The organism is Streptomyces sp. NPDC001093 (genome assembly GCF_040298985.1).
Lineage (GTDB): Bacteria > Actinomycetota > Actinomycetes > Streptomycetales > Streptomycetaceae > Streptomyces.
In genome coordinates this window covers 82,089-109,088 of sequence record NZ_JBEPBF010000006.1, presented here as the reverse complement: position 1 = coordinate 109,088, position 27,000 = coordinate 82,089, and the positions used below count along the sequence as shown (strand labels likewise).

The following is a 27,000-nucleotide window of genomic DNA, read 5'->3' as shown; positions in this document are numbered from 1 at the left end:
GCACATGGTCAGGCGCTGTACACCGCCGGCCGCCGCGAGGCGATGACCTTCCGCGCCAGCGACTTCGGGCTGGTCAGAAAGCCCCAGCCCCACGACATGTGCATCGTGGCCAGGGCCACCGGGATCTGCAGCCGGGCCTTCGGGGACAGCCCCTTGCCCGCCGGGAGCGAGCCCGCGACGATCGCCGCCAGATAGCCGCCGGGCACGACGAGGGCCCACGGGGTGAGCACCACGCCGACCACTGTGCCGGCCGCTATCGCGCACACCGCCGCCGGCGGGGCGAGGTAGCGCAGGTTGATGGAGCCGGAGTGGTAGCGGGCCACGACGTGCCGCCAGCGGCCGTAGTCCTTGTACTGCTTGGCCAGCGCGCGGACGGAGGGCCGCGGCCGGTACGACACCTTCAGCTCGGGCGAGAACCAGATGAGTCCGCCCGCCTCCCTGATCCGGAAGTTCAGCTCCCAGTCCTGGGCGCGGATGAACTCCTCGTTGTAGCCGCCCTGCTGCTCCAGGGCCTCGCGGCGGAACACCCCGAGGTAGACGGTGTCGGCGGGCCCGGCCTCGCCGCCCGTGTGGAAGGCGGCGTTGCCGACCCCGATCTTCGAGGTCATCGCGGCGGCGACGGCGTGCTCCCAGTCGTTCTCGCCCTCGGCGTGCATGATGCCGCCGACGTTCTGCGCGCCGGTCTCCTCCAGGAGCCTCACAGCGGTGGCGATGTAGTTCGGCGAGAGCATGCCGTGGCCGTCGACGCGGACCACGATCGGGTGCCGGGAGGCCTTGATCGCCGCGTTCAGCGCGGCGGGGGTACGGCCGGTGGGATTGGGGACGGTGTGCACGCGCTTGCTCTGGGACGCAGTCTCACGGACCAGCTCGGCGGCGATCTCGTCCGTGCGGTCCGTGGACGGACCGAGGGCGATCACGACCTCCATCTCGCCGGCGTACTCCTGCGCGAGGATCGCTTGGACGGCCCCGCGCAGATGCCGCTCCTCGTTGAGGACGGGCATGATCACAGATACGGCGGGGTGTCGCACGTCGGGCTTGGCGTTCATAGGGGGCTCACGTTACCGCGAACGGGGGACACCGGTGCGCGCCGCCGGGGCGGAGGGCCGGGCTGGAGATCGTATCGGCCTACCGTGCTCACGGATCCCACGTACGGCCTCGTCCGGAGGTGTCCCCGTTGGCAAGCCCGCCCCGGTCCCCCGCTCGTCCGCAGCGCCGACCGCAGCCACCCCGCCGTGTGCCGCGTCCGCCCGAGCGGCCCGTGCGGTCCGTACGGCCGCCCCGGCGGCCCCGGTGGGCCATGCGAGCGGTGAGCACGCTGTCCGTCGTGGTGCTCGCCTCCGCCGGGATCGGGCACGCGGTGATGAGCAGCCTGGACGCGGGGATCGCCCGCATCGACGCCTTCAAGGACATGAAGAACCGGCCGCGCGCGGGCCAGGGCATGAACATCCTGCTGGTCGGCACCGACGGCCGCGACAGGATCACCGCGCGGGAGCGGCGGGAGTACCGGCTGGGCGGGGTGCCCTGCCACTGCACCGACACCATGATGATCGTGCACGTCTCGGAGAACCGGGAGCGGGCCACCGTGGTGAGCCTGCCGCGCGACTCCTACGCCGAGGTGCCCGCGCACACCGACGCCGCCTCCCGGCAGGAGGTCGCAGCGCACCCGGTCAAGCTCAACGCGGCCTACGCCGAGGGCGGTCCCCAGCTGACCATCCGCACGGTCGAGAACATGACCCATGTGAAGATCGACCACTATCTGGAGGTCGACTTCACCAGCTTCATGCGGACCGTGGACGTCCTCGGCGGGGTGAACGTCTGCACGACGACCCCGCTGAAGGACTCCTACACCGGCCTCGACCTCAGCCCCGGCACGCACATGCTGAGCGGCGGGCAGGCCCTGCAGTACGTGCGGGCCCGGCACGTGGACTCGGCGAGCGACTTCGGCCGGATGCAGCGGCAGCAGCGGTTCCTCGCCGCGCTGATCGAGCGGGCCACCTCCTCCGGGGTGCTGCTGAACCCGATGCGGTTCAGGGACGTGACCCGCGCGGTGCTCGGCTCGGTCCGCGCCGACGAGGGTTTCGGCACCGACGAACTGCTCGACCTCGGCCGGGCCATGCGGAACTTCTCCCCGTCCTCCTCCGAGTTCGCCACCGTGCCCATCGTGCAGATGAACTACACCGTCAAGGGCCTCGGCTCGACCGTGAAGTGGGACCAGGCCAAGGCGGAGCAGCTCTTCTCGGCCCTGCGCGACGACAAGCCGCTCACCGTGGACCAGCCGCAGCGCGGCCACGGCCCCGCGCCCTCGGCGCCCGTGGAGGTGGATCCGCGGCAGATCCGGGTCCAGGTGGAGAACGGCACCGGCACGATCGGCCTCGGCAAACGCGTCGACGCGGGGCTCGCGGCGACCGGCTTCGCCACGACGCGCCTGCCGGTGACGGCCGCCGCGCACGTGCCGCACACCGTGATCTCCTACGACCCCCGCTGGGACCGCTCGGCCCGGGCCCTGGCGGCCGCCCTGCCGGGGGCCCAGCTGCGCGCCGTACCGGGCCAGGGCCCGCTGCTGAGGGTGATCGCCGGGGCGGACTTCAAGGACGTGCACAAGGTGCACTTCGAGGACCCCGCCCAGCCGCAGCAGACGGCTGTGCGCGGCAGCGAGGTCGTGTGCCCGGGCGCCGGCTCATGAGGCGCGGCGGCGGCTGCTAGTCCTCGAAGCCTTCGGCGGCGCGCTTCTCCCGCAGCTCGCGAATGGCCCGGCGGCGGGCCAGGCGGTGGGTGCGGCGGATCTGGGCCTCCTGGTAGCGGCGGCGGTCGCGGTCGGTCTCCGGGACCACCGGCGGCACCCGGCGCGGCTTGCCGTCCGCGTCGACGGCCGCGAAGACCAGGTAGGCGGAGCCGACCTGGGTGGGCGGGGCCGACTCGTTCCAGCGCTCGGCGAGGACCCGCACACCGACCTCCATGGAGGTCCGGCCGGTCCAGTTCACCTGCGCCTTCACATGGACCAGATCACCGACGCGGACCGGCTCCAGAAAGGCCATCTCGTCCATCGACGCGGTCACGGCGGGACCGCCGGAGTGCCGGCCCGCCACGGCGCCCGCCGCGTCGTCGACCAGCTTCATGATCACGCCGCCGTGCACCGTCCCCAGCAGGTTGGTGTCGTTGTGGGTCATGATGTGGCTGAGGGTGGTGCGCGAGGCGGAGGTCGGCTTGCCGGGGATGTCCGGTTCCGCGTCCGTGACCTGGTCTGTCATGCCCTCCACCTTATGCCGAACGACATTCGCCGGATTTTGTGTCAGCTTCGCAACAGGGCCGCCCTTATTTTCCGACAGCTCTTGTAACCCTCACACCGGCGCCCTGCACACTGGGGCGCATGAATGACTGGCCCGAGGGATGGTCCGACGACAACGGCGGCCCGCGCTACGGACGCGGCAGTGCCGGCGCACAGCCGGAGGGCGCCCGCGTGATGCGGCAGGTGCGGCGCGGCCCGGCGGTACCGCCCGGGCAGCGCTCCTACGGCGACCCCGGCCCGGCGGCGCCGCCGTACGGGGCCGGAGTCCCCCAGCAGCCGTCGTACGTCGACGGCCAGGGATACGACGACGGCTCCGGTTACGACAGCGGCTACAACACCGGGCAGGTGTACGGCGGCGGGCAGCGCGGCGGCGGCTTCGTGCCCAACGACAACGACCCGGACCCCGAGCTCGACCAGTACCGGCCGCGCCCGAACTGGCGGCGCCGGCTGAAGTGGACCGCGCTCACGCTCGTGACCGTGCTGGTCGTCGCGTCCGTCGCGACCTACTTCTGGGCCGACTCCAAGCTGCGCCGCGAGGTCGACCTGTCCAAGGTCATCGACCGGCCGGCCACCGGCTCCGGCACGAACTACCTGATCGTCGGCTCGGACAGCCGTGAGGGCATGTCCAAGGCGGACGAGAAGAGGCTGCACACCGGCTCCGCCCAGGGCAAGCGCACGGACTCGATGATGATCCTGCACGTCGGCGACAACGGCGACACGCTGATCTCGCTGCCGCGCGACTCGAACGTGACGATCCCCTCGTTCCAGGGCTCCACGTCCGGCAAGATCCGCCCCGCCATGGGGCAGAACAAGCTGAACGCGGCGTACGCGTTCGACGGCCCGACGTTGCTGGTGCGCACGATCGAGTACAACACCGGTCTGCACATCGACCACTACGTGGAGATCGGCTTCCAGGGCTTCGCCAAGATCGTGGACGCGGTCGGCGGTGTCACCATCAACATCGACAAGGGCTTCAAGGACTCGTACTCGGGCGCCGACTTCAAGGCCGGCAACCAGACGCTGAACGGCGCGCAGGCCCTCGCCTTCGTCCGCACCCGGCACGCGTTCGCCGCCTCCGACCTGCAGCGCACCAAGAACCAGCAGAAGTTCCTGTCGGCGCTGGCCCACCAGGTGGCCACCCCCTCGACCGTCCTCAACCCCTTCAGGTTCTACCCGACCATGGGCGCGGGCCTGGACTCCCTGATCGTCGACAAGGACATGTCCCTGTGGGACCTGGCCTCGATGTTCTGGGCGATGAAGGGCGTCCAGGGCGGTGACGGCACGTCGATGAACATGCCGATATCGGGCTCCGTCGGCGGCAACCTCGTCTGGGACAAGGCCAAGGTCAAGACGCTGGTGAACGAGCTGAACAACGACCAGAAGGTCACCGTCTCCGGCAACTGACCGACCCTTCGGACAGCACGTACGGAGAAGCCGTACCGAGAGCGAGGGCACCCCTGCGGGTGCCCTCGCTCTGCCGTCCGGGCAGGGCTCACATGCCGGCGCCCGCCATCGCCCGACAGGTTTCCGCGCAGCGGCGACACGCCTCCGCGCAGCGCATCATCTGCTGGTCGTCCGGCATGGACATACACGCCTCGGCGCACATCTCGCACACCTTGGCGCAGAGCGTGCACATCTCGGCGGACATGGGCGAGCGGCGCATCATCATGTCGGCGCACATGCGGGTGGTCTCGGAGCAGTCCATCAGGGCGCGCATGACCTGCATCTGCTGCTGGCCGCCCTTCTGCATGCAGGAGCTCATGGTCTCCTCGCACATGCCGTGGCAGTCCATGCAGGCCTCGATGCAGTCCTGCACCTGCTGGGTGAGCGCCGGCATCATCTGGGACTGGGTCATGGCTCCTCCTCGGAGAGGCGGGGGCCCGGGGCGGGCCCCGTGTGCTTTCCGTCCTACGTCGGCCGTGCCCGGCCCGCATGTGACCGACCGGTCGTAAGGTGCGGCCGAACAGCAGAAAGGCGCCCCGGAGGGCGCCTTCTGGATGAGACCCGAAGCCCCTTGCCGCTACGGCAGGTTGCGGGCCATGACGATGCGCTGGACCTGGTTCGTTCCCTCGTATATCTGCGTGATCTTGGCGTCGCGCATCATGCGCTCCACCGGGTAGTCACGGGTGTAGCCGTAGCCGCCGAGCAGCTGGACGGCGTCCGTGGTGACCTCCATCGCCACGTCCGAGGCGAAGCACTTGGCGGCGGCGCCCAGGTAGGTGAGGTCGGCGTCGCCGCGCTCGGAGGCGGCGGCGGCCTGGTAGGTGAGGGCGCGGGCCGCCGAGATCTTCATCGACATGTCGGCGAGCATGAACTGGATGCCCTGGAAGTCGGCGATCGGCTTGCCGAACTGCTTGCGCTCCTGGACATAGCCCTTGGCGTAGTCGAAGGCGCCCTGCGCGACACCGAGCGCCTGCGCGGCGATGGTGATGCGGGTGTGGTCCAGGGTCTTCATGGCGGTCATGAAGCCGGAGCCCTCCTCGCCGATCATGCGGTCGGCGGGGATGCGGACGTTGTCGAAGTAGACCTCGCGGGTCGGGGAGCCCTTGATGCCGAGCTTCTTCTCCGGGGCGCCGAAGGAGACGCCCTCGTCGGACTTCTCGACGACGAACGCCGAGATGCCCTTCGAGCGCTTGGCGGGGTCCGTGACCGCCATGACCGTGTAGTACTCGCTCACGCCGGCGTTGGTGATCCAGCGCTTCACGCCGTTGAGGATCCAGTGGTCGCCGTCGCGGACCGCCTTGGTCTTCATGCCGGCCGCGTCCGAGCCCGCCTCCGGCTCGGAGAGGCAGTACGAGAACATCGCGTCGCCCTTGGCGAGCGGGGTCAGGTACTTCTTCTTCAGCTCCTCGCCGCCGGAGAGGATCACCGGGAGGGAGCCGAGCTTGTTCACGGCGGGGATGAGGGAGGAGGACACGCAGGCGCGGGCCACCTCCTCGATCACGATGACCGTGGCGAGCGCGTCGGCGCCGGCACCGCCGTACTCCTCGGGGACGTGCACCGCGTGCAGGTCATTGGCGACGAGGGCGTCGAGGGCCTCCTGCGGGAAGCGGGCCTCCTCGTCCACCGCCGCGGCGTACGGCGCGATCTTCGCCTCGACCAGGGAGCGGACGGCGTCGCGGAGCATGTCGTGCTCCTCGGACGGGCGGTACAGGTCGAAGTCAGCCGATCCGGCCACGGTCTCTCACGCTCCAAAGACGCAGTGATACTGACGCTAATTACCGTTAAGTAACTCAAATTTTAGAGGGCCGCCCGCAGCACGCCTACGTGAGCTACACGACAGCGGGGAGATTGCCCGTCGAGGGGCCCGACTATGCTCAGGGGCCGCATCACCGACGTACCCGAGCTGGAGCGCATCCATGAGCCTGAAGATCACCGTGATCGGCACCGGTTATCTCGGCGCCACGCACGCCGCGGCCATGGCCGAGCTGGGCTTCGAGGTGCTGGGACTCGATGTCGTACCCGAGAAGATCGCCATGCTGGAGCGCGGCGAGACCCCCATGTACGAGCCGGGTCTCGAGGAGCTGCTGCGGCGGCACGTCGCCGGGTTCGAGGGCTCCACCGGACGGCTCCGCTTCACCACCGACTGGGCCGAGGTCGGCGCCTTCGGTGACGTCCACTTCGTGTGCGTGAACACCCCGCAGCGGCACGGGGACTACGCGGCCGACATGTCGTACGTCGACTCCGCGGTCTCCTCGCTCGCCCCGCATCTGCACGGCCCGGCGCTGGTCGTCGGCAAGTCGACCGTGCCGGTGGGCTCGGCCGAGCGGCTGGCCGGCCACCTCGCCGAGCACGCCCCGGCGGGCGCGGACGCCGAGCTGGCCTGGAACCCGGAGTTCCTGCGCGAGGGCTTCGCCGTGCAGGACACCCTGCACCCGGACCGGATCGTGGCGGGTGTGCGCAGCGAGCGCGCCGAGAAGCTGCTGCGCGAGGTGTACGCGACCCCGATCGGCGAGGGCACGCCGTTCGTCGTCACCGACTTCCCCACCGCCGAGCTGGTGAAGACGGCCGCGAACTCCTTCCTCGCCACCAAGATCTCGTTCATCAACGCGATGGCGGAGGTGTGCGAGGCCGCGGGCGGTGACGTGGCGAAGCTGGCGGAGGCCATCGGGCACGACGACCGGATCGGGGCGAAGTTCCTGCGCGCCGGGATCGGCTTCGGCGGCGGCTGTCTGCCCAAGGACATCCGGGCGTTCATGGCCCGGGCCGGTGAGCTGGGCGCGGATCAGGCGCTGACCTTCCTGCGCGAGATCGACTCGATCAACATGCGCCGGCGCGGGCAGATGGTCGAGATGACCCGGGAGGCGCTGGGCGGCGGCTCCTTCCTCGGCAAGCGGGTCGCGGTGCTCGGCGCCACGTTCAAGCCCGACTCGGACGACGTGCGTGACTCGCCCGCGCTGAACGTGGCCGGCCAGATCCACCTCCAGGGCGGCCAGGTCACCGTGTACGACCCGAAGGGCATGGAGAACGCCCGCAAGGTCTTCCCCACCCTGGGGTACGCCGGCTCCGCGCTGGAGGCCGTGCGGGGTGCCGACGTCGTCCTGCACCTCACCGAGTGGCGGGAGTTCCGCGAGGTGGACCCGGCGGCGCTGGGCGAGGTCGCGGCGGCGCGGCTGATCCTGGACGGCCGCAACGCGCTCGACCCGGAGCTGTGGCGCCGGGCGGGCTGGACGTACCGGGCGATGGGCCGTCCGACGGCCTGAGGACATACGGTGACGCCGGTTCGGCCGAGGCTCAGTCGGCCGAACCGGCGTCTTCCCGCATTCTGCACCACCGGACACATACGTGGCCGGTGAACTCCCTGTGTCCTACCCCTCTTTGGCCCGGTACCGGCGCATCTTCGCCCGCGCCCCGCACACCTGCATCGAGCACCAGCGGCCGCGGCCGGCCGGGCTGCGGTCGTAGTACGCCCAGTGGCAGGTCCCGGCCTCGCAGGCCTTCAGCCGCATCCAGGTGCCCTCCGCCAGCCCCTCGGCGACGGCGGCGGCGACCCGGGAGAGCAGCGGGGCGTCCGGGGCGGGGGCGAGGGCCGCGGAGCCGTCCCGTTCGTCGACGGCGACGTACAGCGGTGCGCGGGACAGCAGCGTGCCGAGCGGGGTCACCTCGCGGTGCGGCCGGTGCCCGGCGTGCGCGAGCAGCACGGCCCGCAGCGACTCCCGCAGCTCCCGTGCCTCCTCCAGCCCGTCCTCGGCGATCCCGAAGCGTCTCCGGCCCTCCTCGGTGTCCAGCGTGTCGGCGCCGGTCTCGAGGTCCAGCGTGTTGACCAGGGACTCGACCAGCGCCAGGGCTCCGGGGGCGGCCGATCTCTCATTCATGGTTGCGACGTTACCTCCAATGCGGGAGCATGCAGTAACCGTTACCGGTTGCCCGCCTCTATGGGTAACTCGGTCCGTGTCACAAGGAGGTAGTCATGGCTCTCGCCAAGCTCGGTGTCGTGGTGCTGGACTGTCCCGACCCCCGTGCGCTGGCCGGCTTCTACGCCGAGGTGCTGGGCGGCACGGTGGAGGTGCAGGGAGACCCCGAAGACGACGGGTGGGTCGACCTGAAGGTGCCCGGCGGGACGGCGCTGGCCTTCCAGCGGGCGCCCGGGTACGTGCCGCCGCAGTGGCCCTCGCCGGACGCCTCGCAGCACTTCCATCTGGACCTGGTGGTGGAGGACCTCGACGCGGCGGAGAGGGGGGTGCTGGAGCTGGGCGCCAAGCCGCTGGACGCGGAGGACCGCGAGCGGACCTTCCGTGTGTACGCCGACCCGGCTGGGCACCCGTTCTGTCTGTGCGCCTGCTGAGCCGTCCGGAGGAGGACACCATGGCGTCCGTCGCCCGTTTCCGTTCCGTCGTGCTCGACTGTCCCGATCCGCACGCGCCGGCCGCCTTCTACGCGGCCGTGGCCGGGGGCACCCCGGACGCCGAGGACGACGACTGGGTCGTCCTGCGGGTGCCCGACGGGCCCCGGCTGGCCTTCCAGCGGGCCGAGGGGTACACGCCGCCGGAGTGGCCCCGCGCGGACCGCAACGGCCAGCAGTTCCACCTCGACTTCGACGCGGGCCGGACCTGGGCGGAGATCGACGTGGCCCATGAGCGGGTACTGGCGCTGGGCGCCCGGCCGCTGGACCTGGAGGACCGGGAGAAGAAGGACTTCCAGGTGTACGCCGACCCGGCCGGGCATCCGTTCTGCCTGTGCCGGATCGACCACGAGTGACGCTAGGGCGCGTCCAGTTCCCCGATCTTCGCGGTCGACGCCTCCCGGCGGTGCTGCGCGGCCTTCGCGGCGAAGTCCGCGCCGCGCAGCACCCGTTGGACGTTGCCCCAGGTCAGCAGGGCCAACTCGGGCTCGGACCAGCCGCGTTGGAGCAGCTCGGCGATCAGGTGGGGGTAGCGGGAGGCGTCGGCGAGGTCGCGGGGGTGGGCGGCGCCGGAGTCGTAGGTGCCGGACAGGGCCACGCAGTCCGGGCCGGCCACGTCGCGGACGTGGTCGAGGTGGTCGGCGACGTCACGGACCGTCGGCCCGGTCTGCTCGGCGGTCAGCGGCACCATGCACAGGCCCTTCGCCGCGCCCAGCGAGGTGAGCAGCTCGTCGGGCAGGTTGGCCGGGTGCGGGCGCAGGGCGCGGGCGGCGGAGCGGGTGCACAGCACCGGGGTCCTGGACAGCGCGAGGGCACGTTCGGTGGTGGCCCGGGAGGCGCCGGAGACATCGGCGAGCACACCGAGCCGGTTCATCTCGCGCACCACCTCCTCGCCGAACCGGGTCAGCCCCGGCTCCCCCGCCCAGGCCGTGCCCGCGAGCGTGAGCACGCGCAGGCCGAGGGCGTGCAGGACGCGCAGGATGCCGAGGGAGTCGTCGAGCGCGGTGGCGTGCGCGGGGCCCAGCACCACGGCGACCCGGCCGCAGTTGCGTGCGTCGATGATCTGCCCGGCGGTGCGCGCCAGGCGCAGCCCTTCCGGATGGGCCTCGATCACCGAGCTCGCCTGGTCCAGCTGTTCCAGGGTCGCGGCCGTCGCACGGTCGCCGCCGGGGCCCTCGGGCAGGTGCAGCGACCAGAACAGCACGCCCACGTGGCCCGCACGCAACCGGGGTATGTCGGTGTCGATGGCCGCCTCGCCCAGCTCCAGGTCGTACCAGGGCAGATGGCGCAGGGCCCACGGCAGTCCGCTGTAGCCGTCGGCGACCGGGTGGGCGGCGAGCAGGGCGTGGGCGCGCCGCAGGGACGCGGACTCGGAGGGGAAGGGGTCGTCCGGCAGGGCCTCGTCCTCGCCGACCTCGGTCGTGCCCGGGATGTCGTCCTGGAGGTCGGCCATGGCGGGGCTCCGTACGTCGTCGTTGCTTACGCCGGTCGTGAGCTACGTCGTGCTGGGTCGTATCGCCACGGTCGCACGGCGGGAAGGACGGCTTCCTGGTGAGTGGGGCGTTCGGGGGTACGGCCGGTCAGGCGTCCCGCACGCTCCTGGCTCGTCACCCGCCGGGGCCTGCGAGGCTCGTGGTCGTGTGCCGCCCATCCCTTCCGGTGGTACCGGAGAACCGGACTGCTTCGGTACGGCCTTCCGGTACCACGAGAGAGGCTGCTCAGCCGTCCAGCGACTCGATGGTGGCGTGCGACGGGGCACGGGTGGCCTGGAGATCGCGGGCCACGTCCTCCGCCGCGCCCAGCACCCGTACCGCGTTCTGCCAGGTCAGCTTGGCCAGGTCGGACCTGGACCAGCCCCGGTCGAGCAGCTCGGCGAGCAGGTTCGGGTAGCCGGAGACGTCGCTGAGGCCGTCCGGGGTGAAGGCGGTGCCGTCGTAGTCGCCGCCGATGCCCAGGTGGTCGACGCCGGCGACCTCGCGCATGTGGTCCAGGTGGTCCGCGACCGTGGACACCGTGGCGACCGGGCGCGGGGTGCGCTCCTCGAAGGCCGCGTGGATCTTCATCGCCTCGGGGCTGGTGTCGAGGTGGTGCAGGCCGTGGGCGCGCATGTTCTCGTCGGCCGCCGCCGTCCAGTCGACGGCCGCCTGGAGCACGAACTTCGGCACGAACGTCACCATCGCCATGCCGCCGTTGGCGGGCAGCCGCTCCAGGACGTCGTCGGGGATGTTGCGCGGGTGGTCGCACACGGCCCGCGCGGAGGAGTGCGAGAAGATCACCGGCGCGGACGTGGTGTCCAGCGCGGCCCGCATGGTCGTGGGGGCCACGTGGGAGAGGTCGACCAGCATGCCGAGGCGGTTCATCTCGCGGACCACCTCGCGGCCGAAGGCCGAAAGGCCGCCGACCTTCGGCTCGTCGGTCGCCGAGTCCGCCCAGTCGTTGTTGTCGTTGTGGGTGAGCGTCATGTAGCGCACGCCCAGCTCGTACAGACCGCGCAGGGTGCCGAGGGAGTTGTCGATCGAGTGCCCGCCCTCCGCGCCCATGAGGGAGGCGATACGGCCCTCGGCGCGCGCCGCCTCCATGTCGGCGGCGGTCAGCGCGGCCCGCAGGTCGGCGGGGTGCCGGGCGATGAGCTGCCGTACGCAGTCGATCTGCTCGAGGGTCGCCGGCACCGCCCCGGGCAGGTCCGAGCGCACGAACACCGACCAGTACTGCGCCCCCACCCCGCCCGCGCGCAGCCGCGGGATGTCGGTGTGCAGGTGGGCGTCCTGCCGTACGGCGATGTCGCGGGCGGCGAGGTCGTAGCGGACCTGTTCGCGCAGCGCCCACGGCAGGTCGTTGTGGCCGTCGACGACCGGGAACTCGCGCAGCAGGGACCGTGCTTCGTCGGTTGAGGTCATTGCCTGTTACTTCCCGAAGCCGAAGCCGCTCGACCCCTCGACCTTGGAACGCAGCCGCTTGCCCTTCTCGGTGGCCTGGTCGTTGAGGTCGTGCTGGAAGTCGCGCATCTTGTGCAGCAGGTCCTCGTCGTGGGCGGCGAGGATGCGGGCCGCGAGGAGACCGGCGTTGCGGGCACCGGCGACGGAGACGGTGGCGACCGGGACACCGGCCGGCATCTGCACGATGGACAGCAGGGAGTCCATGCCGTCGAGGTACTTCAGCGGCACCGGCACGCCGATGACCGGCAGCGGGGTGACGGAGGCGAGCATGCCCGGCAGGTGGGCGGCACCGCCCGCACCGGCGATGATCACCTTCAGTCCGCGGTCGGCGGCCTGCTCGCCGTAGGTGATCATCTCGCGGGGCATGCGGTGCGCGGAGACGACGTCGACCTCGTAGCCGATCTCGAACTCGTCCAGGGCCTTGGCGGCGGCCTCCATGACGGGCCAGTCGGAGTCCGACCCCATGACGATGCCAACAACGGGGCTCATTCGGTGATCGTGCCTCTCAAGTAGCCGGCAGCGTGACGGGCGCGCTCCAGCACGTCGTCCAGGTCGTCGCCGTAGGTGTTGACGTGTCCGACCTTGCGGCCGGGCTTCACGTCCTTGCCGTACATGTGGATCTTGAGCTTGGGGTCGCGGGCCATGCAGTGCAAGTACGCGGAGTACATGTCCGGGTAGTCGCCGCCCAGGACGTTGACCATCACGGTCCACGGGGCGCGCGGGCGCGGGTCGCCGAGCGGGAGGTCGAGGACCGCGCGGACGTGGTTGGCGAACTGCGAGGTGATCGCGCCGTCCTGGGTCCAGTGGCCGGAGTTGTGCGGGCGCATGGCCAGCTCGTTGACCAGGATGCGGCCGTCGCGGGTCTGGAACAGCTCGACCGCGAGGTGCCCGACGACATCGAGTTCCTTGGCGATGGTCAGGGCCATTTGCTCGGCCTGGAGGGCGAGGGACTCGTCCAGGCCGGGCGCGGGGGCTATGACCGTGTCGCAGACGCCGTTCACCTGCCGGGACTCCACCACCGGGTAGGCGACGGCCTGGCCGTGCGGGGAGCGCACGACGTTGGCGGCGAGCTCGCGGACGTAGTCGACCTTCTCCTCGGCGAGGACCGGGACGCCGGCCCGGAACGGCTCGGTGGCCTCCTCGGCGGTCTCCACGACCCACACGCCCTTGCCGTCGTAGCCACCGCGCACGGTCTTGAGGACGACCGGGAAGCCGCCTGCGCCGGCTCCCTCCCACCCGCCCAGCTCAGCCGCGAACCGGACCACGTCCTCCGGGTCGGCGACGATCCGGTGCCGCGGGCACGGGATGCCGATCAAGTCGAGCTTCGCGCGCATCACGCCCTTGTCCTGGGCGTGCACCAGCGCGTCGGGCCCCGGACGCACGGGGATACCGTCCGCCTCCAGGGCCCTGAGGTGCTCGGTGGGTACATGTTCGTGATCGAAGGTGATCACATCGCAACCGCGCGCGAACTCACGCAGCGTGTCGAGATCGCGATAGTCGCCGATGACGACATCGCTCACGACCTGCGCCGCCGAGTCCTGAGGGGTGTCACTGAGAAGCTTGAACCTGATGCCCAACGGGATGCCCGCCTCGTGCGTCATACGCGCGAGCTGCCCCCCGCCGACCATGCCGACTACCGGGAACGTCACACCCCTAGCGTATCGGCCACGCCGGGGCGACCGGATCGCGTCCCTCACACGATCTCTTACCGGTCGCTTTCCACCCTCTTTCCGATCTGTTTCCTGGACTTGGGCTTGTGCACAGGCGGCGGTGGATTCACCCGGTTAGCATGGCTGGGCTGACGAAACCTACCGACGGGAGCTGCACAGCCATGGAACCTCGTTCCTCGGGGCTGCAACGGCTTGTACGCGAGGTGGCCAAGTTCGGCACCGTCGGCGTTGCGGGCATCTTCGTCAACCTCGGCGTGTTCAACCTGGTCCGCCACGTCTCCGGCCTTCCGGTGGTGCGCGCCAGCATCATCGCGACGGTGGTCGCCATCGCGTTCAACTACGTCGGGTTCCGTTACTGGACGTACCGGGACCGCGACAGGGGCGGCCGTACCAAGGAGCTCACGCTCTTCCTCTTCTTCAGCGCGATCGGCCTGGTGATCGAGAACGGCGTGCTGTACGCGGCGACCTACGGCTTCGGCTGGGACAGTCCGCTGCAGAGCAACGTCTTCAAGTTCGTCGGCATCGGCGTCGCGACCCTCTTCCGCTTCTGGTCGTACCGCACCTGGGTGTTCCGCGTGCAGCCGACGCAGGAGGCGGAGTCGATCCTGGTGGCCGAGTCGAAGAGGCCCCACTCCGAGCCCGAGCCGAAGTCCCAGCGCGTTCCGTAAACCGGTTCAGCGCACCGTCGGCCGGTCCTCCTCCGGCTTGCGGGCCGGCGGTGTACGTGAGAGGAACAGGCCGAACACCGGCGGCTGGGCCTGGAGCAGTTCCAGCCGGCCGCCGTCGGCCTCCGCGAGGTCGCGGGCGACGGCCAGTCCGATCCCGGTGGAGTTCCGGCCGCTGATCGTGCGCTCGAAGATCCGCGCGCCGAGGTCGGCGGGAACACCGGGGCCCTCGTCGGTGACCTCGACCACGGCCTGGTTGCCGGTGACCCGGGTGCGCAGCGCGACGGTGCCGCCGCCGTGCATGAGGGAGTTCTCGATCAGCGCCGCGAGCACCTGGGCGACCGCCCCCGGCGTGCCGACGGCCTGCAGATGCCGCTTGCCGGAGCTGACGATGGCCCGGCCGGCGCTGCGGTAGGCGGGCCGCCACTCGGCGAGTTGCTGCTGGATGACCTCGTCCAGGTCGAAGGTGACGGCGGAGCCGGTGCGCGGGTCGCGGGAGTTCGTCAGCAGCCGCTCGACCACGTCGGTGAGCCGCTCGACCTGGGTGAGCGCGACGTTCGCCTCTTCCTTCACGATGTCCGGGTCGTCGGTGAGGGTGATCTCCTCGAGGCGCATGGACAGCGCGGTCAGCGGGGTGCGCAGCTGGTGGGAGGCGTCGGCGGCCAGGCGCCGCTCGGCGGTCAGCATGCGGCCGATCCGCTCGGCGGAGGAGTCCAGCACATCGGCGACCCGGTCCAGCTCGGGGACGCCGTACCGCTTGTGCCGGGGGCGCGGGTCGCCGGAGCCGAGGCGCTCGGCGGTCTCCGCGAGGTCGGTGAGCGGGGAGGCGAGCCGGTTGGCCTGGCGTACGGCGAGCAGTACGGCCGCGACCACCGCGAGCAGCGCCACCAGGCCGATGATCAGCAGGGTCCGGCCGACCTCGCGGGTGACCGCGGAGCGCGGCTCCTGCACGGTGACGGTCTCGCCCTCCTCGCCCTGCTGGGTGGCGTGGATGGCATCGCCCTGCGGCCGGGTCCCGATCTCTATCGGCTGCCGGCCGGGCATGCGGATGACCGCGTACTGGTCCTTGGCGACCGGATTGCGCAGCACGTCCGCGTTGACGTTCTCCGCGGCGAGGATCCGGCTGTCCACGATGCTGGCCAGCCGCACCGCCTCGGAGTCCACCCGTTCCTGGGCGCTGTTGCTGATCGTCCTGGTCTCGACGATCACCAGGGAGATACCGAAGACGGCGATCACCACGAGGACGACGGCGAGGGTGGACTGGATGAGACGTCGGCGCATGTTCTGTTACCTGAGGTGATCGCTGGTCCCCCGCGCGGGGAACCTCAGCTCTTCTCGAAGCGGAAGCCCACTCCACGCACCGTGGCGATGTAGCGGGGGTTCGCCGCGTCGTCGCCGAGCTTCTTGCGCAGCCAGGAGATGTGCATGTCGAGGGTCTTGGTGGAGGACCACCACGTGGTGTCCCAGACCTCGCGCATCAGCTGGTCGCGGGTGACGACCCGGCCGGCGTCCCGCACCAGCACGCGCAGCAGGTCGAACTCCTTGGCGGTGAGCTGGAGTTCCTCGTCGCCCATCCACGCCCGGTGCGACTCGACGTCGATGCGCACCCCGTGCGTGGCCGGCGGCTGCTGCGGCTCGGCGGCACCGCGCCGCAGCAGGGCCCGTACCCGGGCGAGCAGTTCGGCGAGCCGGAAGGGCTTGGTGACGTAGTCATCGGCGCCCGCGTCCAGGCCGACGACGGTGTCCACCTCGTCGGCCCGCGCGGTCAGGATGAGGATCGGCACGGTGTGGCCGTCGGCCCGCAGCCGGCGGGCGACCTCCAGGCCGTCCATGCCCGGCAGGCCCAGGTCCAGTACGACCAGGTCGACGCCGCCCTGCATTCCGGCGTCCAGCGCGGTGGGTCCGTCCTCGCGCACCTCGACCTCGTAACCTTCCCGGCGCAGGGCGCGGGCCAGCGGCTCCGAGATGGACGCGTCGTCCTCGGCGAGCAGTACACGGGTCATGGAGTGATGGTAGACCGCCCGCGTGCGGTGCTGGGGTGTGATCGTTCCAGGAACTCTTACCTTCGTACGCCGCCGGCGTGTCGCTGGTACGAACCATCGCTCTGGGGATGCGATCGTAGGAGAGACCTTCGATTCCGGTCCTGCGGTTCCTTCGACACCTGTGATCCGCGTCTCAAGTCCTTCCATATCCGGCAGTGTCCTGCCTTACAGTGACCTGAACGCCTGTAGTACACCAGGGGACCTTCGGCGGGCAGACGACGCTGAAGGTCTCTTTTGTGTGCGGGCTGATCAAGATCGCTCTTGGTCGGCCTTGAAAGGAATGACCTCTGGCCGGGCTCCGCAGCGCATCGACGCGCGACGGGGCGTGGATCCCGGTGGTCGCCGTCCACCGCTTCCGAGACCCGGAGGCGGACTCCCCTCGGGCGTTGGGGGCGGACGACCGACCCCGCCGGTGCCGGCCGCACCCCCACCGGGCGCGTAACGCTCTACGCGCGTCCCGACCAGCAAGGAACGACCATGGCGTCCAGCCTGACGAAGGACTCGGTCCGCCCGGGCACCCCCGGTTCCGAGAAGACCTTCTTCGGCCACCCCCGCGGCCTGGCCACTCTCTTCATGACCGAGATGTGGGAGCGATTCTCCTACTACGGCATGAGGGCTCTGCTCCCGCTGTACCTGGTGGCCCCGGGCGGCCTGCACATGAGCGCGGGCACGGCCACCGCGATCTACTCGGTGTACGTGTCGCTCGTGTACCTGCTCGCCCTGCCCGGCGGCTGGGTCGCGGACCGCTTCCTCGGCCCCCGCAAGACGGTCGCCGTCGCGGGCATCATCATCATGCTCGGCCACCTGTGCCTCGCACTGCCCGTGGCCGCCAGCTTCTTCGTCGGCCTGGGTCTCGTCGCCATCGGTTCGGGTCTGCTGAAGGCCAACATCTCCACGATGGTCGGCCACCTCTACAAGGGCCCGGACGACCCGCGCCGGGACGGTGGCTTCACCCTCTTCTACATCGGCATCAACCTGGGCGCCTTCGCCGCGCCGCTGGTCATCGGCACCGTCGGTGAGAACGTCAACTGGCACCTGGGCTTCGCCCTCGCCGCGCTCGGCATGGCCCTGGGTCTGGCCCAGTACCTGCTGGGCGGCCGCCACCTGAACCCGAGGAGCAGCGAGGTCCCGACCCCGCTGACCCCCGCGGAGAAGTCCGCCACCCTGCGCAAGGGCCTGATCTGGCTCGCCATCGCGGCGGTCTTCTACGGCGTCGTCGGCGGCACCGGCCACTTCACCCTGAACTGGGCGCTGATCCCGCTCACCCTCATCGGTCTGATCGTGCCGATCCTGGTCATCGCCCGGATGCTGCGCGACAAGGACCTGGACTCGGGCGAGAAGTCGAAGGTGTCGGCGTACGTCTGGTTCTTCGTCGCCGCCGCCGTCTTCTGGATGATCTACGACCAGGGCGGCTCGACCCTGTCGCTCTTCGCGGACAGCTCGGCCAAGAACTCGATCGCCGGCTGGACGTTCCCGGTCTCCTGGTACCAGTCGGTCAACCCGGTCATGATCATGGCGCTGGCGCCGGTCTTCGCCTGGGCGTGGCTGTGGCTGAACCGGCGCGGCAAGGAGCCGAGCACGATCGTGAAGTTCGCCTCCGGCCTGGTGCTGATCGGTGCGTCCTTCTTCCTCTTCCTCGCCCCGCTGTCGATCGCCGAGGGTGGTCACAAGGCCGCGGCGATGTGGCTGGTCGCGATCTACTTCGTGCAGACAGTCGGTGAGCTGACGCTGTCGCCGGTGGGTCTGTCGGTGACGACGAAGATGGCGCCGAAGAAGTACGCCTCGCAGATGATGGGCGTCTGGTTCCTCGCGGTCACCGCGGGCGACTCGATCACCGCGCTGGTGTCCAACCCGGCCGTCGGCGGCGTCAACCTCGACAAGATGGGCTTCGTCGCCCTGGAGGCCGTGCTCGCCGTGATCGCCGGTGCGGCGGTGTGGATGTACCGCAAGAAGGTCAACAAGCTGATGGGCGACGTTCACTAGTCGTCCGGACCTGGCCGAGAGAGGGCCGCTGCACCCCGGTGGGTGCGGCGGCCCTCTTTCATGTCGGGAGGGTCAGCCCTGTCAGGAGGATCAGCGGGCCCTTCGTTTCGGCATGAACGTGAACACCGCGCCGCCCAGCAGGATCGCCGTGCCCGCCACCAGGCCGAGGGCCTTCAGGGCGCCGTGGTCGCTCGCGCCGGTCTGGGCGAGGCCGCCGGAGCCGGAGGTGCCGCCGCCGCCCGCCGAGGAGGTGCCTCCGGACGTCGACGTGCCCCCGGACGAGCCGCCCGGCTGCCGGCTGGTGTCCAGGGTGAGCGAGACCTCGGTCTTCGTCGGCGTGCACGTCGTGGTCGTACCGAGCGCCTTGACCGTGAGGACGCCCGGGGACAGCGTCGAGGTGCCGCTCGCGCCGGGCTTGTAGGTGCCGGTGAGATCGGGGATCTCGATCGGGTCGCCGGACTTGATGTCCTTGGCGTTCGTCGGCCCCTCCACATGCACCGTGCCCTTGTCGGCACCGCCCAGCACCACCTCCATGGACGGCTTGACGGACCCCTTCGGGATGTCGGCGGGGCTGTTCATCACCGACTTCTTGAACTGCACGGTGAGGTCGAAGTCCCCGTTGTTCTTCCTGGCGTTGATCTGCACCGGCGAGGTCGCGTTCTTGTCGCCGATCGGGGTCTTGCAGGCGTAGGGGATCTGCACCTCCTTGCCGGTGAAGTCGGTCTGGCCACCACTGCCGCCGGTCGCCGTGGGGGAGGCCGTGCTCGTCGGTGTGGCCGACTGCGTGGGGGTCGTCGACTGGGTCGGTGTCGGGCTGGAGGTGCCGCCACCGCCCCCCGTCACCTGGATGGTCGCCGCCTTCTGCACGGTCTCCTTGGGCGTGCACCTGGTGTCGGTCGACATCGCGTTGACGGTGTACGCGTCCGGCGTCAGCGTCACCTCGCCGGCCGTCGTCAGCTTGATGCTGCCCTTCATGTCGGACAGCACCATGGCGGCGCCCTTGGGGATCGCCGGGTTCTGCCGGGGCCCCTGCATCGCGATGTCCGCGACCTGCGCCCCGGCCGCCTTCAGAATCCCGGACGGCTGGACCGAGTTGGCGGGCAGGTCGATGATGTCGGGGTTCTTGGACGCGGCCTGGACGAACTTCCACACGACGTCCACCGTGTCGCCGACCTTCGCCGTGGCCGGCGCGGTGATCTCGACCTTCGTGGTGCCGTCGATCGGGCTGATGCCCGCGGGCGGCACGCAGTGGGTGGCGTACGACACCTCGGCCGCCTGCGCGGGGCTCGCGGCCAGGCCCAGCAGGACGCCCGCACCGCTCAGCGCCAGCGCGGCGCCCGCGGCCGTACCTCTCCTTCGGATGCTCACGTCGGTCCTTTCGTGGTGGGAGTCGTGGGACTCGTCGGGCTGTCGGTGTGCGGTGCGGAGAGCCGGCCGGCCGGGTCGCCCGGGACGGAGTCCGGGGCGAACCACGGCAGGGTCGGGTTCGTGGGGGGCGCATCCCCGGTGCGGGAGCGCGGCAGCCGCAGGGCGGGCCGGGGCAGCCGCGGGGTGCCGGTACGGCGGGCGGCGCCGGGCCGGCGTGGCCGCAGCCGGTCCACCACGGCCATGCCGATGCGGAACAGCGCGGCCGGGACGACCAGGCAGAGCAGGATCCAGAAGAGCGTCACGCCCCAGGGGCGGCCCACGCCCCACGGCTGTTCGGCGAGCACCCTGCCGTCGTACTCGAGGGAGACGGTGTAGTCGCCGTGCGCCCCGGCGGACAGCTCGACCGGCAGCCTGACCTCGGCCTTCCCGCCCGGAGCCAGGGTGCCGTGCCACTGCCGGTCGTCCCACTGCGGGGCGAAGACGCCGTGCGCGGAGCCGACCTGGAACACCGGGTCCTTGACCGTGCCGGAGCCGGTGTTGCCGACGGTGAAGACGAGGGTGCGGCTCGGCGGCGCCCCGAACCAGGTGAGCAGTCCGCTCGACCCGGTCAGCCGCGTGTCGGAGAGAATCGCCAGCCGGCCCCCGGACTGTTCGGCGGGCAGCGGGGCCACGGGATGCCCGGCGACCTGCAGGACGGCGTCCGCCTCCGCCCCGGGACCGGTGACGGTGGCCACGTGCACCACACAGGGGCAGGGCACGGGCGGCTCGGCGACCGGGAGTTCCCGGCCGAAGGCACCCTGGGCGTCGGTGGTCACGGCCCGGCCGTCGCCGTTCGCGCAGGAGTTGGTGCCGCCGATGACACCCCGGGCCGGTGTGGCCCGCCCACACACCAGCACCATCAGCAACGTGTGCGACCGCCAGCCGCTGCCCCTGACGGTGACCGAGCCACCGGCACCGGCCTGAGCCGCCGACAACGTCACGACGGGTCCGCCCGCGGCGGACGCCGGGCCACCGCCGGCCGTCAGCATGAGCAGCGCGAGCACCGCAGCCATGGCCGACAGCCGCAGGCCCCTCACCTTCCCGCTCACTTCACCGCGCCTTCCGTCAACTCACCTCGGGGGTGGGGGGTCTCGGCAACGACAGCGCCCCGCGGGCGCTCGGGCACCGGCCCCCCGGCCGCGGTACGGCTCCGCCGCCTGCGCACGGCGAGCACCGCGACCGTCCCCACCAGCAGCGCACCGCTCGTCCCCGCCACCGTCGGCCACGGCACGAACCGGGCCGACGTGGTCGCCGTGCCGTGGGCTCCGCCCGGGGCCGTGACCGTCAGCCGTACGTCGACCGCGTCCAGCGCGGGCCGGTCGGGCCAGGGCTCGGCGAGCCGCACGCGGGCGCCGGGGCGCAGGTGGACGGGGAGGGTGCGCGGCGCACGGTCCAGGAGCCGGCCGAGTACGCCGTCCGCGCGCACCGCGAGCCTCGGCACCAGGACGGTCGTACCACGGTTGACCAGCTCGTACGTGATGCGGTCGGCGTGCACGGCGAGGTGCTCGACGGTCAGCGCGGCGAGCGCCGGGCCACCGACGCGCAGCCGGACCGGGACGCTCGCCGTACGCCCCCGTGTGTCCCGTGCGACGACGGCACCGGAGCGGTCGCCGGGCGCGGCCCCGGCCGGCACGGTCACGGTGAAGGGCACCTCGGCGCGGGTGCGGGCCGGGACGCGTATCCCGCCCTCGGCCTTCTCCGCGAAGACCGTGCGCAGTCCCGTTCCGGACAGCCGTACGACGACGGGCGCCCGCCCGGGATTGGTGACGGACACCGTGTCCTGCAGGACCGTCCCCGGCGGCCCCTCGGCGTAGAAGGACGGACGGCCGCCGCCCGCCGGCGCGATGGACCACTGCGCGGACGCGGCGAAGGCGCCGGGTGCGGCGCCCACCACGGCTCCCCATGCGGCGCACAGGCACAGGGCCGCGGGCAGAGCGGCGCGCGCCGGAAGCGATGCGCGGGTCCGGGGCGAGCACCGATGGCGGGTCAGGGCGCGGGCGGCGGACGGCATGGGCGGCTCCGGCGGTTGGCCTGGGTTGCGGCGGTGGCTCGGCTTCGGCGATCGGTCCGGGTTTCAGCGGTCGTCGGTCCGGCTCAGCGGCGTACGGTCTGGCGGCGGGTCAGCCAGAGCGTGCCCGCCGCGCCGGCGAGGAGCACCGTGCCGCCGAGTGTGCCGAGGGCGATCGCGCTGTCCTCGGGGCCCGTCTGCGGGAGCTGCCCGCCGGAGGGCGAGGAACCGCCGGAGGAGCCCGACCCGCCGGCCGCGGTCACGTCCAGCGTGAGCCCCGGCTCGGGGCTGTTGGTCGGCGTGCAGGTCGTCGTCGTACCGAGCGCCTTGATGATCAGCGTGCCCGGCGTGAAGGTGACCTTGCCGGTCTTCTTCGGCGTGTAGGTGCCGCTCAGGTCGCTGATCCTGATGGGGGTGTTGGCGGGGATCGCGGCCGCGTTGGCCGGTCCGCTGACCGGCACCGTGCCGCTGTCGGCGCCGCCCAGCACGATGCTCGCGCTCGGGGTCATCGCGCCCTTGCCCAGCTCGACGGGGCTGGAGGAGACGCCCTTCTGCCAGGACATGGTGATCTTGTAGCCGCTGCCGCTCCTGACGCCCGTCATGTCGATCGGCGAGACGGCGCTCTTGACGCCGATCGGGGTCTGGCAGCGGTAGTTGACGTCGACGACATCGGCGTGGGCCGCCGGCGCGGCCAGCAGCACCACCGAGCCGGCCAGGGCCGCGGCGGACGCGAGCGCGGCGGTTCGTTTCGGGTACGACACGGTCGGTCCACCCCATTCGTTCCGGATTCGTTCGGACGAGCAGTTCCTGACGGCGTATCAGATTTGGCCGTCAAGGTACGCCCGGCGTCGCGAGGAGGGAAGACGCATCACACGCCGGAGTTGTGGCGATCCGGCGGGTGTGACGCGTGGCTGGAGTGGAGGGTGGGCCCGGGACGTCCTACGGCCTGCGCAGCACCTCCGGCAGGCCCCAGCGCCGCAGCACCTCGGGCACGGCGACCGTGCCGTCGGCCCGCTGGTGCTGTTCCAGGAGCGCCGGCACCAGACGGCTGGTGGCCAGGCCCGAGGCGTTGAGGGTGTGGACGTACCCGGCCTTGCCGCCGCCCGCCGGGCGGTACCGGATGCCGCCCCGCCGGGCCTGGTAGTCGCGGGCGTTCGACACCGAGCTGACCTCGGCGTAGGTGCCCAGGCTGGGCAGCCACACCTCGACGTCGTACGTCCTGGCCTGCGCGGCGCTGGTGTCCCCGGCGGCGAGCCGGGTGACCCGGTAGTGCAGGCCGAGACCGGCCACCAGCTCCTCCGCCCGGCCGAGGAGTTCCCGCTGGGCCGCGTCCGCGTCGGCGGGCCGGGTGAGCTGGAACATCTCGACCTTGTTGAACTGGTGACCGCGCAGGGTGCCGCGCTCGGCGGTGCGGTGGGCGCCCGCCTCCTTGCGGTAACAGGGCGTGTAGGCCACGTACTTGAGCGGCAGCTCGCGCTCGTCGAGGGTCTCGCCGTGGTGCAGGGCGGCGAGCGCGGTCTCGGCGGTGGGCAGCAGGAACCGCTCGGGGCGGCCGTCGGCCCCGCGGTCCGTGACGAAGACGTCGTCGGCGAACTTCGGGAACTGGCCCGCGGTGTAACCGGCCTCCCAGGTGAGCAGGTGGGGCGGCAGCACGAAGGTGTAGCCCGCCCGGCGGTGGCTGTCCAGGAAGTGGTTGAGCAGGGCCCACTCCAGCGCGGCGCCCTCGCCCCGGTAGACCCAGTTCCCGCTGCCGGCGAGCGCGGCGCCGCGCCGGTGGTCGACCAGCCCGAGGTCCTCGGTGAGCCGCACGTGGTCGCGGGGCGGGAAGCCGAACTCCGGGCGGGTGCCCTCGGTGCGGACGACCTCGTTGTGTTCCTTGCCGCCCGCGGGCACGTCCGGGTCGGGGAGGTTCGGCAGGCCGTCGAGGAACGCGCGGTGTTCGGCGTCCAGCCGGCCGTGCGCGACGGTGGCCTCCGTGACCCGGTCGGCCAGTTCCGCGGCCGTGTCGAGGAGTTCGTCCGCCGGTGTGCCGGCCCGGCGGCGGGCCGCGATGTCCGCCGAGACGCGGCGTCGCTCGCCGCGCAGCCGCTCCAGGGCCGTGCGGGCCTCGCGCAGCCGTTCGTCGAGGGCGAGGAAGGCGTCGAGGTCCACGTCCAGGCCGCGTTTGGCGAGGCCTTCGCGGACGCGTCGGGGGTGCTGCCGGATGAGGGTGACGTCAAGCATGGTGCTGCCCAACTGGTCGGCGGGGCGGCACGGTCCGCCCCGGGTCGGTTCCCTCGGGGCGTGGGCGAGAGGGTGCTCGCGGTGCCACCACGCCTTCGCCGTCGTACGACGGCCTCTTCGGGCCCGATGACGGGGGCCGGCCGGCGGGGCATGGGGGCCGTCGTGGCGCGGCGGTCCGTTCCTCCCCGCACTCGGGAGGGGATTCACGCCGGGGTGCGAGGCCGCCTTCACAGCGGCTGGCGGCTCTCTCGGCTCGCTGGGTCCCGGGCTACTTGTCTCCGTCAGCGCGTTGCGCCCAGCGTAGGGAGTGCCGTACCCGGCGAAAACCGAATTTCCACGCGCCGGGCACGGAACGACCGGAGACCGACGGCCTACGCCGGAGCGCCCAGCTCCGCCCACACCGTCTTGCCCGGGCGGCCCGCGGTGCGGACGACTCCCCAGTCCAGGCAGAGCCGCTGCACGATGAACATGCCGTGGCCGCCGGGGCGGCCGGCGCGATGGGGGGTGCGGGGGGCGGGCTGGCCGGTGCCGCGGTCGGAGACCTCGATCCGGATCACCTTGTTGTCGCAGGCCAGGAGCAGCTCGTCGGGGCCCTCGGCGTGCAGGCAGGCGTTGGTGACCAGTTCGGAGACGACGAGCAGCACATCCTCGGCCGCGGCCCGCTGGTCGGCGCCGGCGGCGGGCAGCCAGCCCCATGCGTACAGCGCCTGACGGGCGAAGTCGCGGGCGAGCGGGACGACCCCGCTCTCGCCCTGCAGGCCGATCCTGCGGACCTGCGGCCCGCCGATGCCCTGAGTGCCGCCGGCGGGCCCGGGCGGCACGGACGGCGCGGCTGCCCCCGTGGGCGCGTCTGCCGTCGGCGCACCCTCCTCGGACGCCCCGGAAGCGCCGCTGGGCTCCGGGCCGCGGTCGCCCGGCGAGTAAGGCCGGGTGGTCATCAGCGCTTCACCTCACCGATTCACCAGTTCATGGTCCAAAGGGCCGGCACTGCTCCGTGCAGGCCGGTCCGTACGTCGTCCGCCCGTGGTCCGTACCTCGTACGGCCACCGTCCGTACGTCGTCCGGCCGCTGTCCGCGCGGGGTGTCCCGCTCGCCCCTCCGTCCGTCGCACGTATGTCCCGTCCAGTCGTTTTCGCCGGTGCCGGGGCGGTCCGGGACCGGCGCTCGTCAGGGTGTGCCCCGCCTCCTCCTGCCCTCTCCTGCCCGGCCGATCCGGCACAACACCCCCGTTTTCGGCGTTGCCGGGCGCGGGCGCGGCGCCCGGGTCCGGAGGCATGCGGGAGGGCGGGACGGCGGACTCAGTCGCCGCCGTCGGCCAGGGCCGCCTCCACGGAGTCGTGCACGGTGAAGACCGCCTCGGCCCCGGTGATCTCGAACACCCGGGCGACCACCGGCTGCATCCCCGCCAGATGGACCCCGCCACCGGCGGCCTCCGCCTTCAGCCGGGCGCCGAGCAGGACGTTCAGCCCCGTGGAGTCGCAGAACTCCAGGCGCGTGCAGTCCACGACGAGGCGTGAGAAGCCCTTGGCCAGGAGGTCGTCGAGGGGTTCGCGCAGAAGATCGGCGGTGTGGTGATCGAGCTCACCCGCCGGTGTCACAACGGCGCTGGAGCCCTCTTCCCGCACCTCCACCAGAAGCCGGCCCGACTGTGCGCTGCCGACCGTCCCGTGGTCCATGCCGTCTCTCTCCCGAGGTCGTGGACGCTGACTGCTCTCGAACATTACGCCCTCCATGTGCACTCCGGCACCCGAAGAACCTCACGGAAGTGGACATATCACAACAGAACGCACTTGCGATCGCCTCCGTCGAACGGGTAGGGCTAGTAGGAACATCTTTCGCTACACGCCGGCTTTGGAGGCGCCGCACACCGCAGTGCACGTATTGGCATCGGCAGCCATATGCCGAGAACGATGGAGGACACCATGTCACCCCGGCTCGACGCATCGCATACCCCGATCGCGACGTCGACACCCCCACCGGAACAACTGGATCATCCCATCGACCCCCTCGACCCCTTCGAGGGACTCCCGGAGATCCCCCCGTACGACGAGATCGGCCCGGTCGACGCGCGGGCCCTGTCCAAGACCCTGTTCGAGCGCCTGGAGTCGCTGGAGGAGGGGACGCACGAGTATGCGTACGTCCGCAACACCCTCGTCGAGCTCAACCTCGCGCTCGTCAAGTTCGCCGCCTCCCGCTTCCGCTCCCGCAGCGAGCCGATGGAGGACATCATCCAGGTCGGCACCATCGGCCTGATCAAGGCGATCGACCGCTTCGAACTCGCCCGCGGAGTGGAATTCCCCACCTTCGCGATGCCGACGATCATCGGCGAGATCAAGCGTTTCTTCCGCGACACCTCGTGGTCCGTGCGCGTTCCGCGCAGGCTGCAGGAGCTGCGCCTGGACCTGGCCAAGGCCGGGGACGAGCTGGCCCAGCGGCTGGACCGGGCCCCGACCGTCCCGGAGCTGGCCGAGAAGCTCGGCATCTCCAACGACGAGGTCGTCGAGGGCATGGCCGCCTCGAACGCCTACACCGCCTCCTCGCTGGACGCCCAGCCGGAGGAGGACGAGACGGAGGGGGCGCTCGCGGACCGCATAGGGTACGAGGACCACGGCCTGGAGGGCATCGAGTACGTCGAGTCCCTCAAGCCGCTCATCGCCGAACTCCCGCAACGGGACCGGAAGATCCTCGCCCTGCGGTTCGTGGCGAACATGACCCAGTCGGAGATCGGCGAGGAACTCGGCATCTCCCAGATGCACGTGTCCCGGCTGCTGTCCCGGACCCTGGTACGGCTGCGCAAGGGTCTGACGGTCGAGGAGTGACCTCCGCGTCCGCTGCGGTGACGCCTTGACGGCGGTCCGGCCACCCGTGCCGGGCCGCCGCGGCGTTCCCGTCGCCGGGCCCACCCCTCCGGTTGGCGCGGGTATCCACGAATCCGCCC

26 protein-coding genes are annotated in these 27,000 nt (G+C 71.5%); 8 read left to right on the top strand and 18 right to left on the bottom strand.

Translation table 11 applies throughout. The features are described 5' to 3' along the window. Positions 1-8 precede the first annotated feature (8 nt). Positions 9-1,046, bottom strand: coding sequence for a glycosyltransferase family 2 protein (locus tag ABT288_RS05520; RefSeq protein WP_351603042.1), 1,038 nt, complete (start codon positions 1,044-1,046; stop codon positions 9-11). A 128-nt stretch (positions 1,047-1,174) separates the two neighbouring features. Here ABT288_RS05520 and ABT288_RS05515 point away from each other — a divergent pair, with 128 nt between their 5' ends. Continuing rightward, positions 1,175-2,683, top strand: coding sequence for an LCP family protein (locus ABT288_RS05515; RefSeq protein WP_450859950.1), 1,509 nt, complete (start codon positions 1,175-1,177; stop codon positions 2,681-2,683). 16 nt (positions 2,684-2,699) lie between these two features. Here the strand turns inward: ABT288_RS05515 and ABT288_RS05510 are convergent, their stop codons facing one another. Next, positions 2,700-3,248 carry an acyl-CoA thioesterase gene (locus ABT288_RS05510; protein WP_351603038.1) on the bottom strand — a complete coding sequence of 183 codons (549 nt, stop codon included), beginning with the start codon at positions 3,246-3,248 and terminating at the stop codon, positions 2,700-2,702. A 119-nt stretch (positions 3,249-3,367) separates the two neighbouring features. On the opposite strand from ABT288_RS05510, the gene ABT288_RS05505 reads away from it, so the two are divergent. Further along, positions 3,368-4,690: an LCP family protein gene (locus tag ABT288_RS05505; RefSeq protein WP_351603036.1), complete on the top strand. Its 1,323-nt coding sequence runs from the start codon at positions 3,368-3,370 to the stop codon at positions 4,688-4,690. A gap of 88 nt (positions 4,691-4,778) precedes the next feature. Here the strand turns inward: ABT288_RS05505 and ABT288_RS05500 are convergent, their stop codons facing one another. Continuing rightward, positions 4,779-5,141, bottom strand: coding sequence for a four-helix bundle copper-binding protein (locus tag ABT288_RS05500; protein WP_351603034.1), 363 nt, complete (start codon positions 5,139-5,141; stop codon positions 4,779-4,781). A gap of 165 nt (positions 5,142-5,306) precedes the next feature. Further along, positions 5,307-6,464, bottom strand: a complete 1,158-nt coding sequence (locus tag ABT288_RS05495; RefSeq protein ID WP_351603032.1) for an acyl-CoA dehydrogenase family protein — start codon at positions 6,462-6,464, stop codon at positions 5,307-5,309. A gap of 181 nt (positions 6,465-6,645) precedes the next feature. On the opposite strand from ABT288_RS05495, the gene ABT288_RS05490 reads away from it, so the two are divergent. Further along, entirely contained in the window at positions 6,646-7,989 is a 1,344-nt protein-coding gene (locus ABT288_RS05490) for a UDP-glucose dehydrogenase family protein (RefSeq protein ID WP_351603030.1), read from the top strand. A gap of 105 nt (positions 7,990-8,094) precedes the next feature. Here ABT288_RS05490 and ABT288_RS05485 read toward each other — a convergent pair whose 3' ends face one another. Continuing rightward, positions 8,095-8,601, bottom strand: coding sequence for a CGNR zinc finger domain-containing protein (locus tag ABT288_RS05485; protein WP_351603028.1), 507 nt, complete (start codon positions 8,599-8,601; stop codon positions 8,095-8,097). A 95-nt stretch (positions 8,602-8,696) separates the two neighbouring features. On the opposite strand from ABT288_RS05485, the gene ABT288_RS05480 reads away from it, so the two are divergent. Then, the gene (locus tag ABT288_RS05480) at positions 8,697-9,071 is read left to right on the top strand and encodes a VOC family protein (RefSeq protein WP_351603026.1); all 375 of its coding nucleotides are present in this window, start codon (positions 8,697-8,699) and stop codon (positions 9,069-9,071) included. A 20-nt stretch (positions 9,072-9,091) separates the two neighbouring features. Then, on the top strand, positions 9,092-9,484 hold the full coding sequence (locus ABT288_RS05475) for a VOC family protein (protein ID WP_351603024.1): 393 nt from the start codon (positions 9,092-9,094) through the stop codon (positions 9,482-9,484). Positions 9,485-9,486: 2 nt separating this feature from the next. Here ABT288_RS05475 and ABT288_RS05470 read toward each other — a convergent pair whose 3' ends face one another. The 4 genes from ABT288_RS05470 to ABT288_RS05455 all read right to left on the bottom strand — a co-directional run bounded on the left by ABT288_RS05470 (position 9,487) and on the right by ABT288_RS05455 (position 13,713). Continuing rightward, positions 9,487-10,581, bottom strand: coding sequence for a dipeptidase (locus ABT288_RS05470; RefSeq protein ID WP_351603022.1), 1,095 nt, complete (start codon positions 10,579-10,581; stop codon positions 9,487-9,489). Between the two features lie 265 nt (positions 10,582-10,846). After that, complete coding sequence (locus tag ABT288_RS05465; RefSeq protein WP_351603020.1) at positions 10,847-12,025, bottom strand: dipeptidase; 1,179 nt, start codon at positions 12,023-12,025, stop codon at positions 10,847-10,849. A 6-nt stretch (positions 12,026-12,031) separates the two neighbouring features. Then, complete coding sequence (gene purE, locus ABT288_RS05460) at positions 12,032-12,553, bottom strand: 5-(carboxyamino)imidazole ribonucleotide mutase (RefSeq protein WP_351603018.1); 522 nt, start codon at positions 12,551-12,553, stop codon at positions 12,032-12,034. After that, entirely contained in the window at positions 12,550-13,713 is a 1,164-nt protein-coding gene (locus ABT288_RS05455; protein WP_351603016.1) for a 5-(carboxyamino)imidazole ribonucleotide synthase, read from the bottom strand. Before ABT288_RS05455 ends, purE begins: the two co-directional genes overlap by 4 nt. Before the next feature lie 182 nt (positions 13,714-13,895). Between ABT288_RS05455 and ABT288_RS05450 the strand changes: the two genes are divergently transcribed. Continuing rightward, positions 13,896-14,402: a GtrA family protein gene (locus tag ABT288_RS05450; protein WP_351603014.1), complete on the top strand. Its 507-nt coding sequence runs from the start codon at positions 13,896-13,898 to the stop codon at positions 14,400-14,402. A 6-nt stretch (positions 14,403-14,408) separates the two neighbouring features. Here ABT288_RS05450 and ABT288_RS05445 read toward each other — a convergent pair whose 3' ends face one another. Together ABT288_RS05445 and ABT288_RS05440 are read right to left on the bottom strand one after the other, a co-directional pair. Further along, complete coding sequence (locus ABT288_RS05445) at positions 14,409-15,680, bottom strand: sensor histidine kinase (protein WP_351603012.1); 1,272 nt, start codon at positions 15,678-15,680, stop codon at positions 14,409-14,411. A 44-nt stretch (positions 15,681-15,724) separates the two neighbouring features. Continuing rightward, entirely contained in the window at positions 15,725-16,402 is a 678-nt protein-coding gene (locus ABT288_RS05440) for a response regulator transcription factor (protein ID WP_020940464.1), read from the bottom strand. A gap of 516 nt (positions 16,403-16,918) precedes the next feature. Here ABT288_RS05440 and ABT288_RS05435 point away from each other — a divergent pair. Then, complete coding sequence (locus tag ABT288_RS05435) at positions 16,919-18,424, top strand: peptide MFS transporter (RefSeq protein ID WP_351603010.1); 1,506 nt, start codon at positions 16,919-16,921, stop codon at positions 18,422-18,424. A 90-nt stretch (positions 18,425-18,514) separates the two neighbouring features. Here ABT288_RS05435 and ABT288_RS05430 read toward each other — a convergent pair whose 3' ends face one another. The 7 genes from ABT288_RS05430 to ABT288_RS05400 form a co-directional block, all read right to left on the bottom strand. Continuing rightward, positions 18,515-19,792, bottom strand: coding sequence for a hypothetical protein (locus tag ABT288_RS05430; RefSeq protein WP_351603008.1), 1,278 nt, complete (start codon positions 19,790-19,792; stop codon positions 18,515-18,517). Beyond that, the gene (locus ABT288_RS05425; protein WP_502972726.1) at positions 19,789-20,844 is read right to left on the bottom strand and encodes a hypothetical protein; all 1,056 of its coding nucleotides are present in this window, start codon (positions 20,842-20,844) and stop codon (positions 19,789-19,791) included. The genes ABT288_RS05430 and ABT288_RS05425 overlap by 4 nt, the downstream gene beginning before the upstream one ends. Positions 20,845-20,876: 32 nt before the next feature. Next, a complete protein-coding gene (locus ABT288_RS05420; RefSeq protein WP_351603004.1) occupies positions 20,877-21,842 on the bottom strand; it encodes a COG1470 family protein in 966 nt (321 codons plus the stop codon). Between the two features lie 83 nt (positions 21,843-21,925). Continuing rightward, on the bottom strand, positions 21,926-22,600 hold the full coding sequence (locus tag ABT288_RS05415; protein WP_351603002.1) for an LPXTG cell wall anchor domain-containing protein: 675 nt from the start codon (positions 22,598-22,600) through the stop codon (positions 21,926-21,928). A gap of 178 nt (positions 22,601-22,778) precedes the next feature. Then, the gene (serS, locus tag ABT288_RS05410; protein ID WP_351603000.1) at positions 22,779-24,062 is read right to left on the bottom strand and encodes a serine--tRNA ligase; all 1,284 of its coding nucleotides are present in this window, start codon (positions 24,060-24,062) and stop codon (positions 22,779-22,781) included. Between the two features lie 371 nt (positions 24,063-24,433). Next, positions 24,434-25,003 carry an ATP-binding protein gene (locus ABT288_RS05405; protein WP_351603096.1) on the bottom strand — a complete coding sequence of 190 codons (570 nt, stop codon included), beginning with the start codon at positions 25,001-25,003 and terminating at the stop codon, positions 24,434-24,436. A 357-nt stretch (positions 25,004-25,360) separates the two neighbouring features. Further along, entirely contained in the window at positions 25,361-25,738 is a 378-nt protein-coding gene (locus tag ABT288_RS05400; protein ID WP_351602998.1) for an STAS domain-containing protein, read from the bottom strand. Positions 25,739-25,984: 246 nt separating this feature from the next. On the opposite strand from ABT288_RS05400, the gene ABT288_RS05395 reads away from it, so the two are divergent. Next, positions 25,985-26,881 (top strand): RNA polymerase sigma factor SigF, encoded by an 897-nt coding sequence (locus ABT288_RS05395; protein ID WP_351602996.1) that lies wholly within the window; start codon positions 25,985-25,987, stop codon positions 26,879-26,881. The last annotated feature ends 119 nt before the right edge of the window (positions 26,882-27,000 follow it).

Excerpts from the sequence above, each read along its gene's own strand:
- ABT288_RS05520 (WP_351603042.1), bottom strand. The coding sequence starts at position 1,046 with ATGAACGCCAAGCCCGACGTGCGACACCCCGCCGTATCTGTGATCATG.
- ABT288_RS05510 (WP_351603038.1), bottom strand. The coding sequence starts at position 3,248 with ATGACAGACCAGGTCACGGACGCGGAACCGGACATCCCCGGCAAGCCG.
- ABT288_RS05505 (WP_351603036.1), top strand. The coding sequence starts at position 3,368 with ATGAATGACTGGCCCGAGGGATGGTCCGACGACAACGGCGGCCCGCGC.
- ABT288_RS05500 (WP_351603034.1), bottom strand. The coding sequence starts at position 5,141 with ATGACCCAGTCCCAGATGATGCCGGCGCTCACCCAGCAGGTGCAGGAC.
- ABT288_RS05490 (WP_351603030.1), top strand. The coding sequence starts at position 6,646 with ATGAGCCTGAAGATCACCGTGATCGGCACCGGTTATCTCGGCGCCACG.
- ABT288_RS05485 (WP_351603028.1), bottom strand. The coding sequence starts at position 8,601 with ATGAATGAGAGATCGGCCGCCCCCGGAGCCCTGGCGCTGGTCGAGTCC.
- ABT288_RS05480 (WP_351603026.1), top strand. The coding sequence starts at position 8,697 with ATGGCTCTCGCCAAGCTCGGTGTCGTGGTGCTGGACTGTCCCGACCCC.
- ABT288_RS05475 (WP_351603024.1), top strand. The coding sequence starts at position 9,092 with ATGGCGTCCGTCGCCCGTTTCCGTTCCGTCGTGCTCGACTGTCCCGAT.
- ABT288_RS05470 (WP_351603022.1), bottom strand. The coding sequence starts at position 10,581 with ATGGCCGACCTCCAGGACGACATCCCGGGCACGACCGAGGTCGGCGAG.
- ABT288_RS05465 (WP_351603020.1), bottom strand. The coding sequence starts at position 12,025 with ATGACCTCAACCGACGAAGCACGGTCCCTGCTGCGCGAGTTCCCGGTC.
- purE (WP_351603018.1), bottom strand. The coding sequence starts at position 12,553 with ATGAGCCCCGTTGTTGGCATCGTCATGGGGTCGGACTCCGACTGGCCC.
- ABT288_RS05450 (WP_351603014.1), top strand. The coding sequence starts at position 13,896 with ATGGAACCTCGTTCCTCGGGGCTGCAACGGCTTGTACGCGAGGTGGCC.
- ABT288_RS05445 (WP_351603012.1), bottom strand. The coding sequence starts at position 15,680 with ATGCGCCGACGTCTCATCCAGTCCACCCTCGCCGTCGTCCTCGTGGTG.
- ABT288_RS05440 (WP_020940464.1), bottom strand. The coding sequence starts at position 16,402 with ATGACCCGTGTACTGCTCGCCGAGGACGACGCGTCCATCTCGGAGCCG.
- ABT288_RS05435 (WP_351603010.1), top strand. The coding sequence starts at position 16,919 with ATGGCGTCCAGCCTGACGAAGGACTCGGTCCGCCCGGGCACCCCCGGT.
- ABT288_RS05425 (WP_502972726.1), bottom strand. The coding sequence starts at position 20,844 with ATGGCTGCGGTGCTCGCGCTGCTCATGCTGACGGCCGGCGGTGGCCCG.
- ABT288_RS05420 (WP_351603004.1), bottom strand. The coding sequence starts at position 21,842 with ATGCCGTCCGCCGCCCGCGCCCTGACCCGCCATCGGTGCTCGCCCCGG.
- serS (WP_351603000.1), bottom strand. The coding sequence starts at position 24,062 with ATGCTTGACGTCACCCTCATCCGGCAGCACCCCCGACGCGTCCGCGAA.
- ABT288_RS05400 (WP_351602998.1), bottom strand. The coding sequence starts at position 25,738 with ATGGACCACGGGACGGTCGGCAGCGCACAGTCGGGCCGGCTTCTGGTG.
- ABT288_RS05395 (WP_351602996.1), top strand. The coding sequence starts at position 25,985 with ATGTCACCCCGGCTCGACGCATCGCATACCCCGATCGCGACGTCGACA.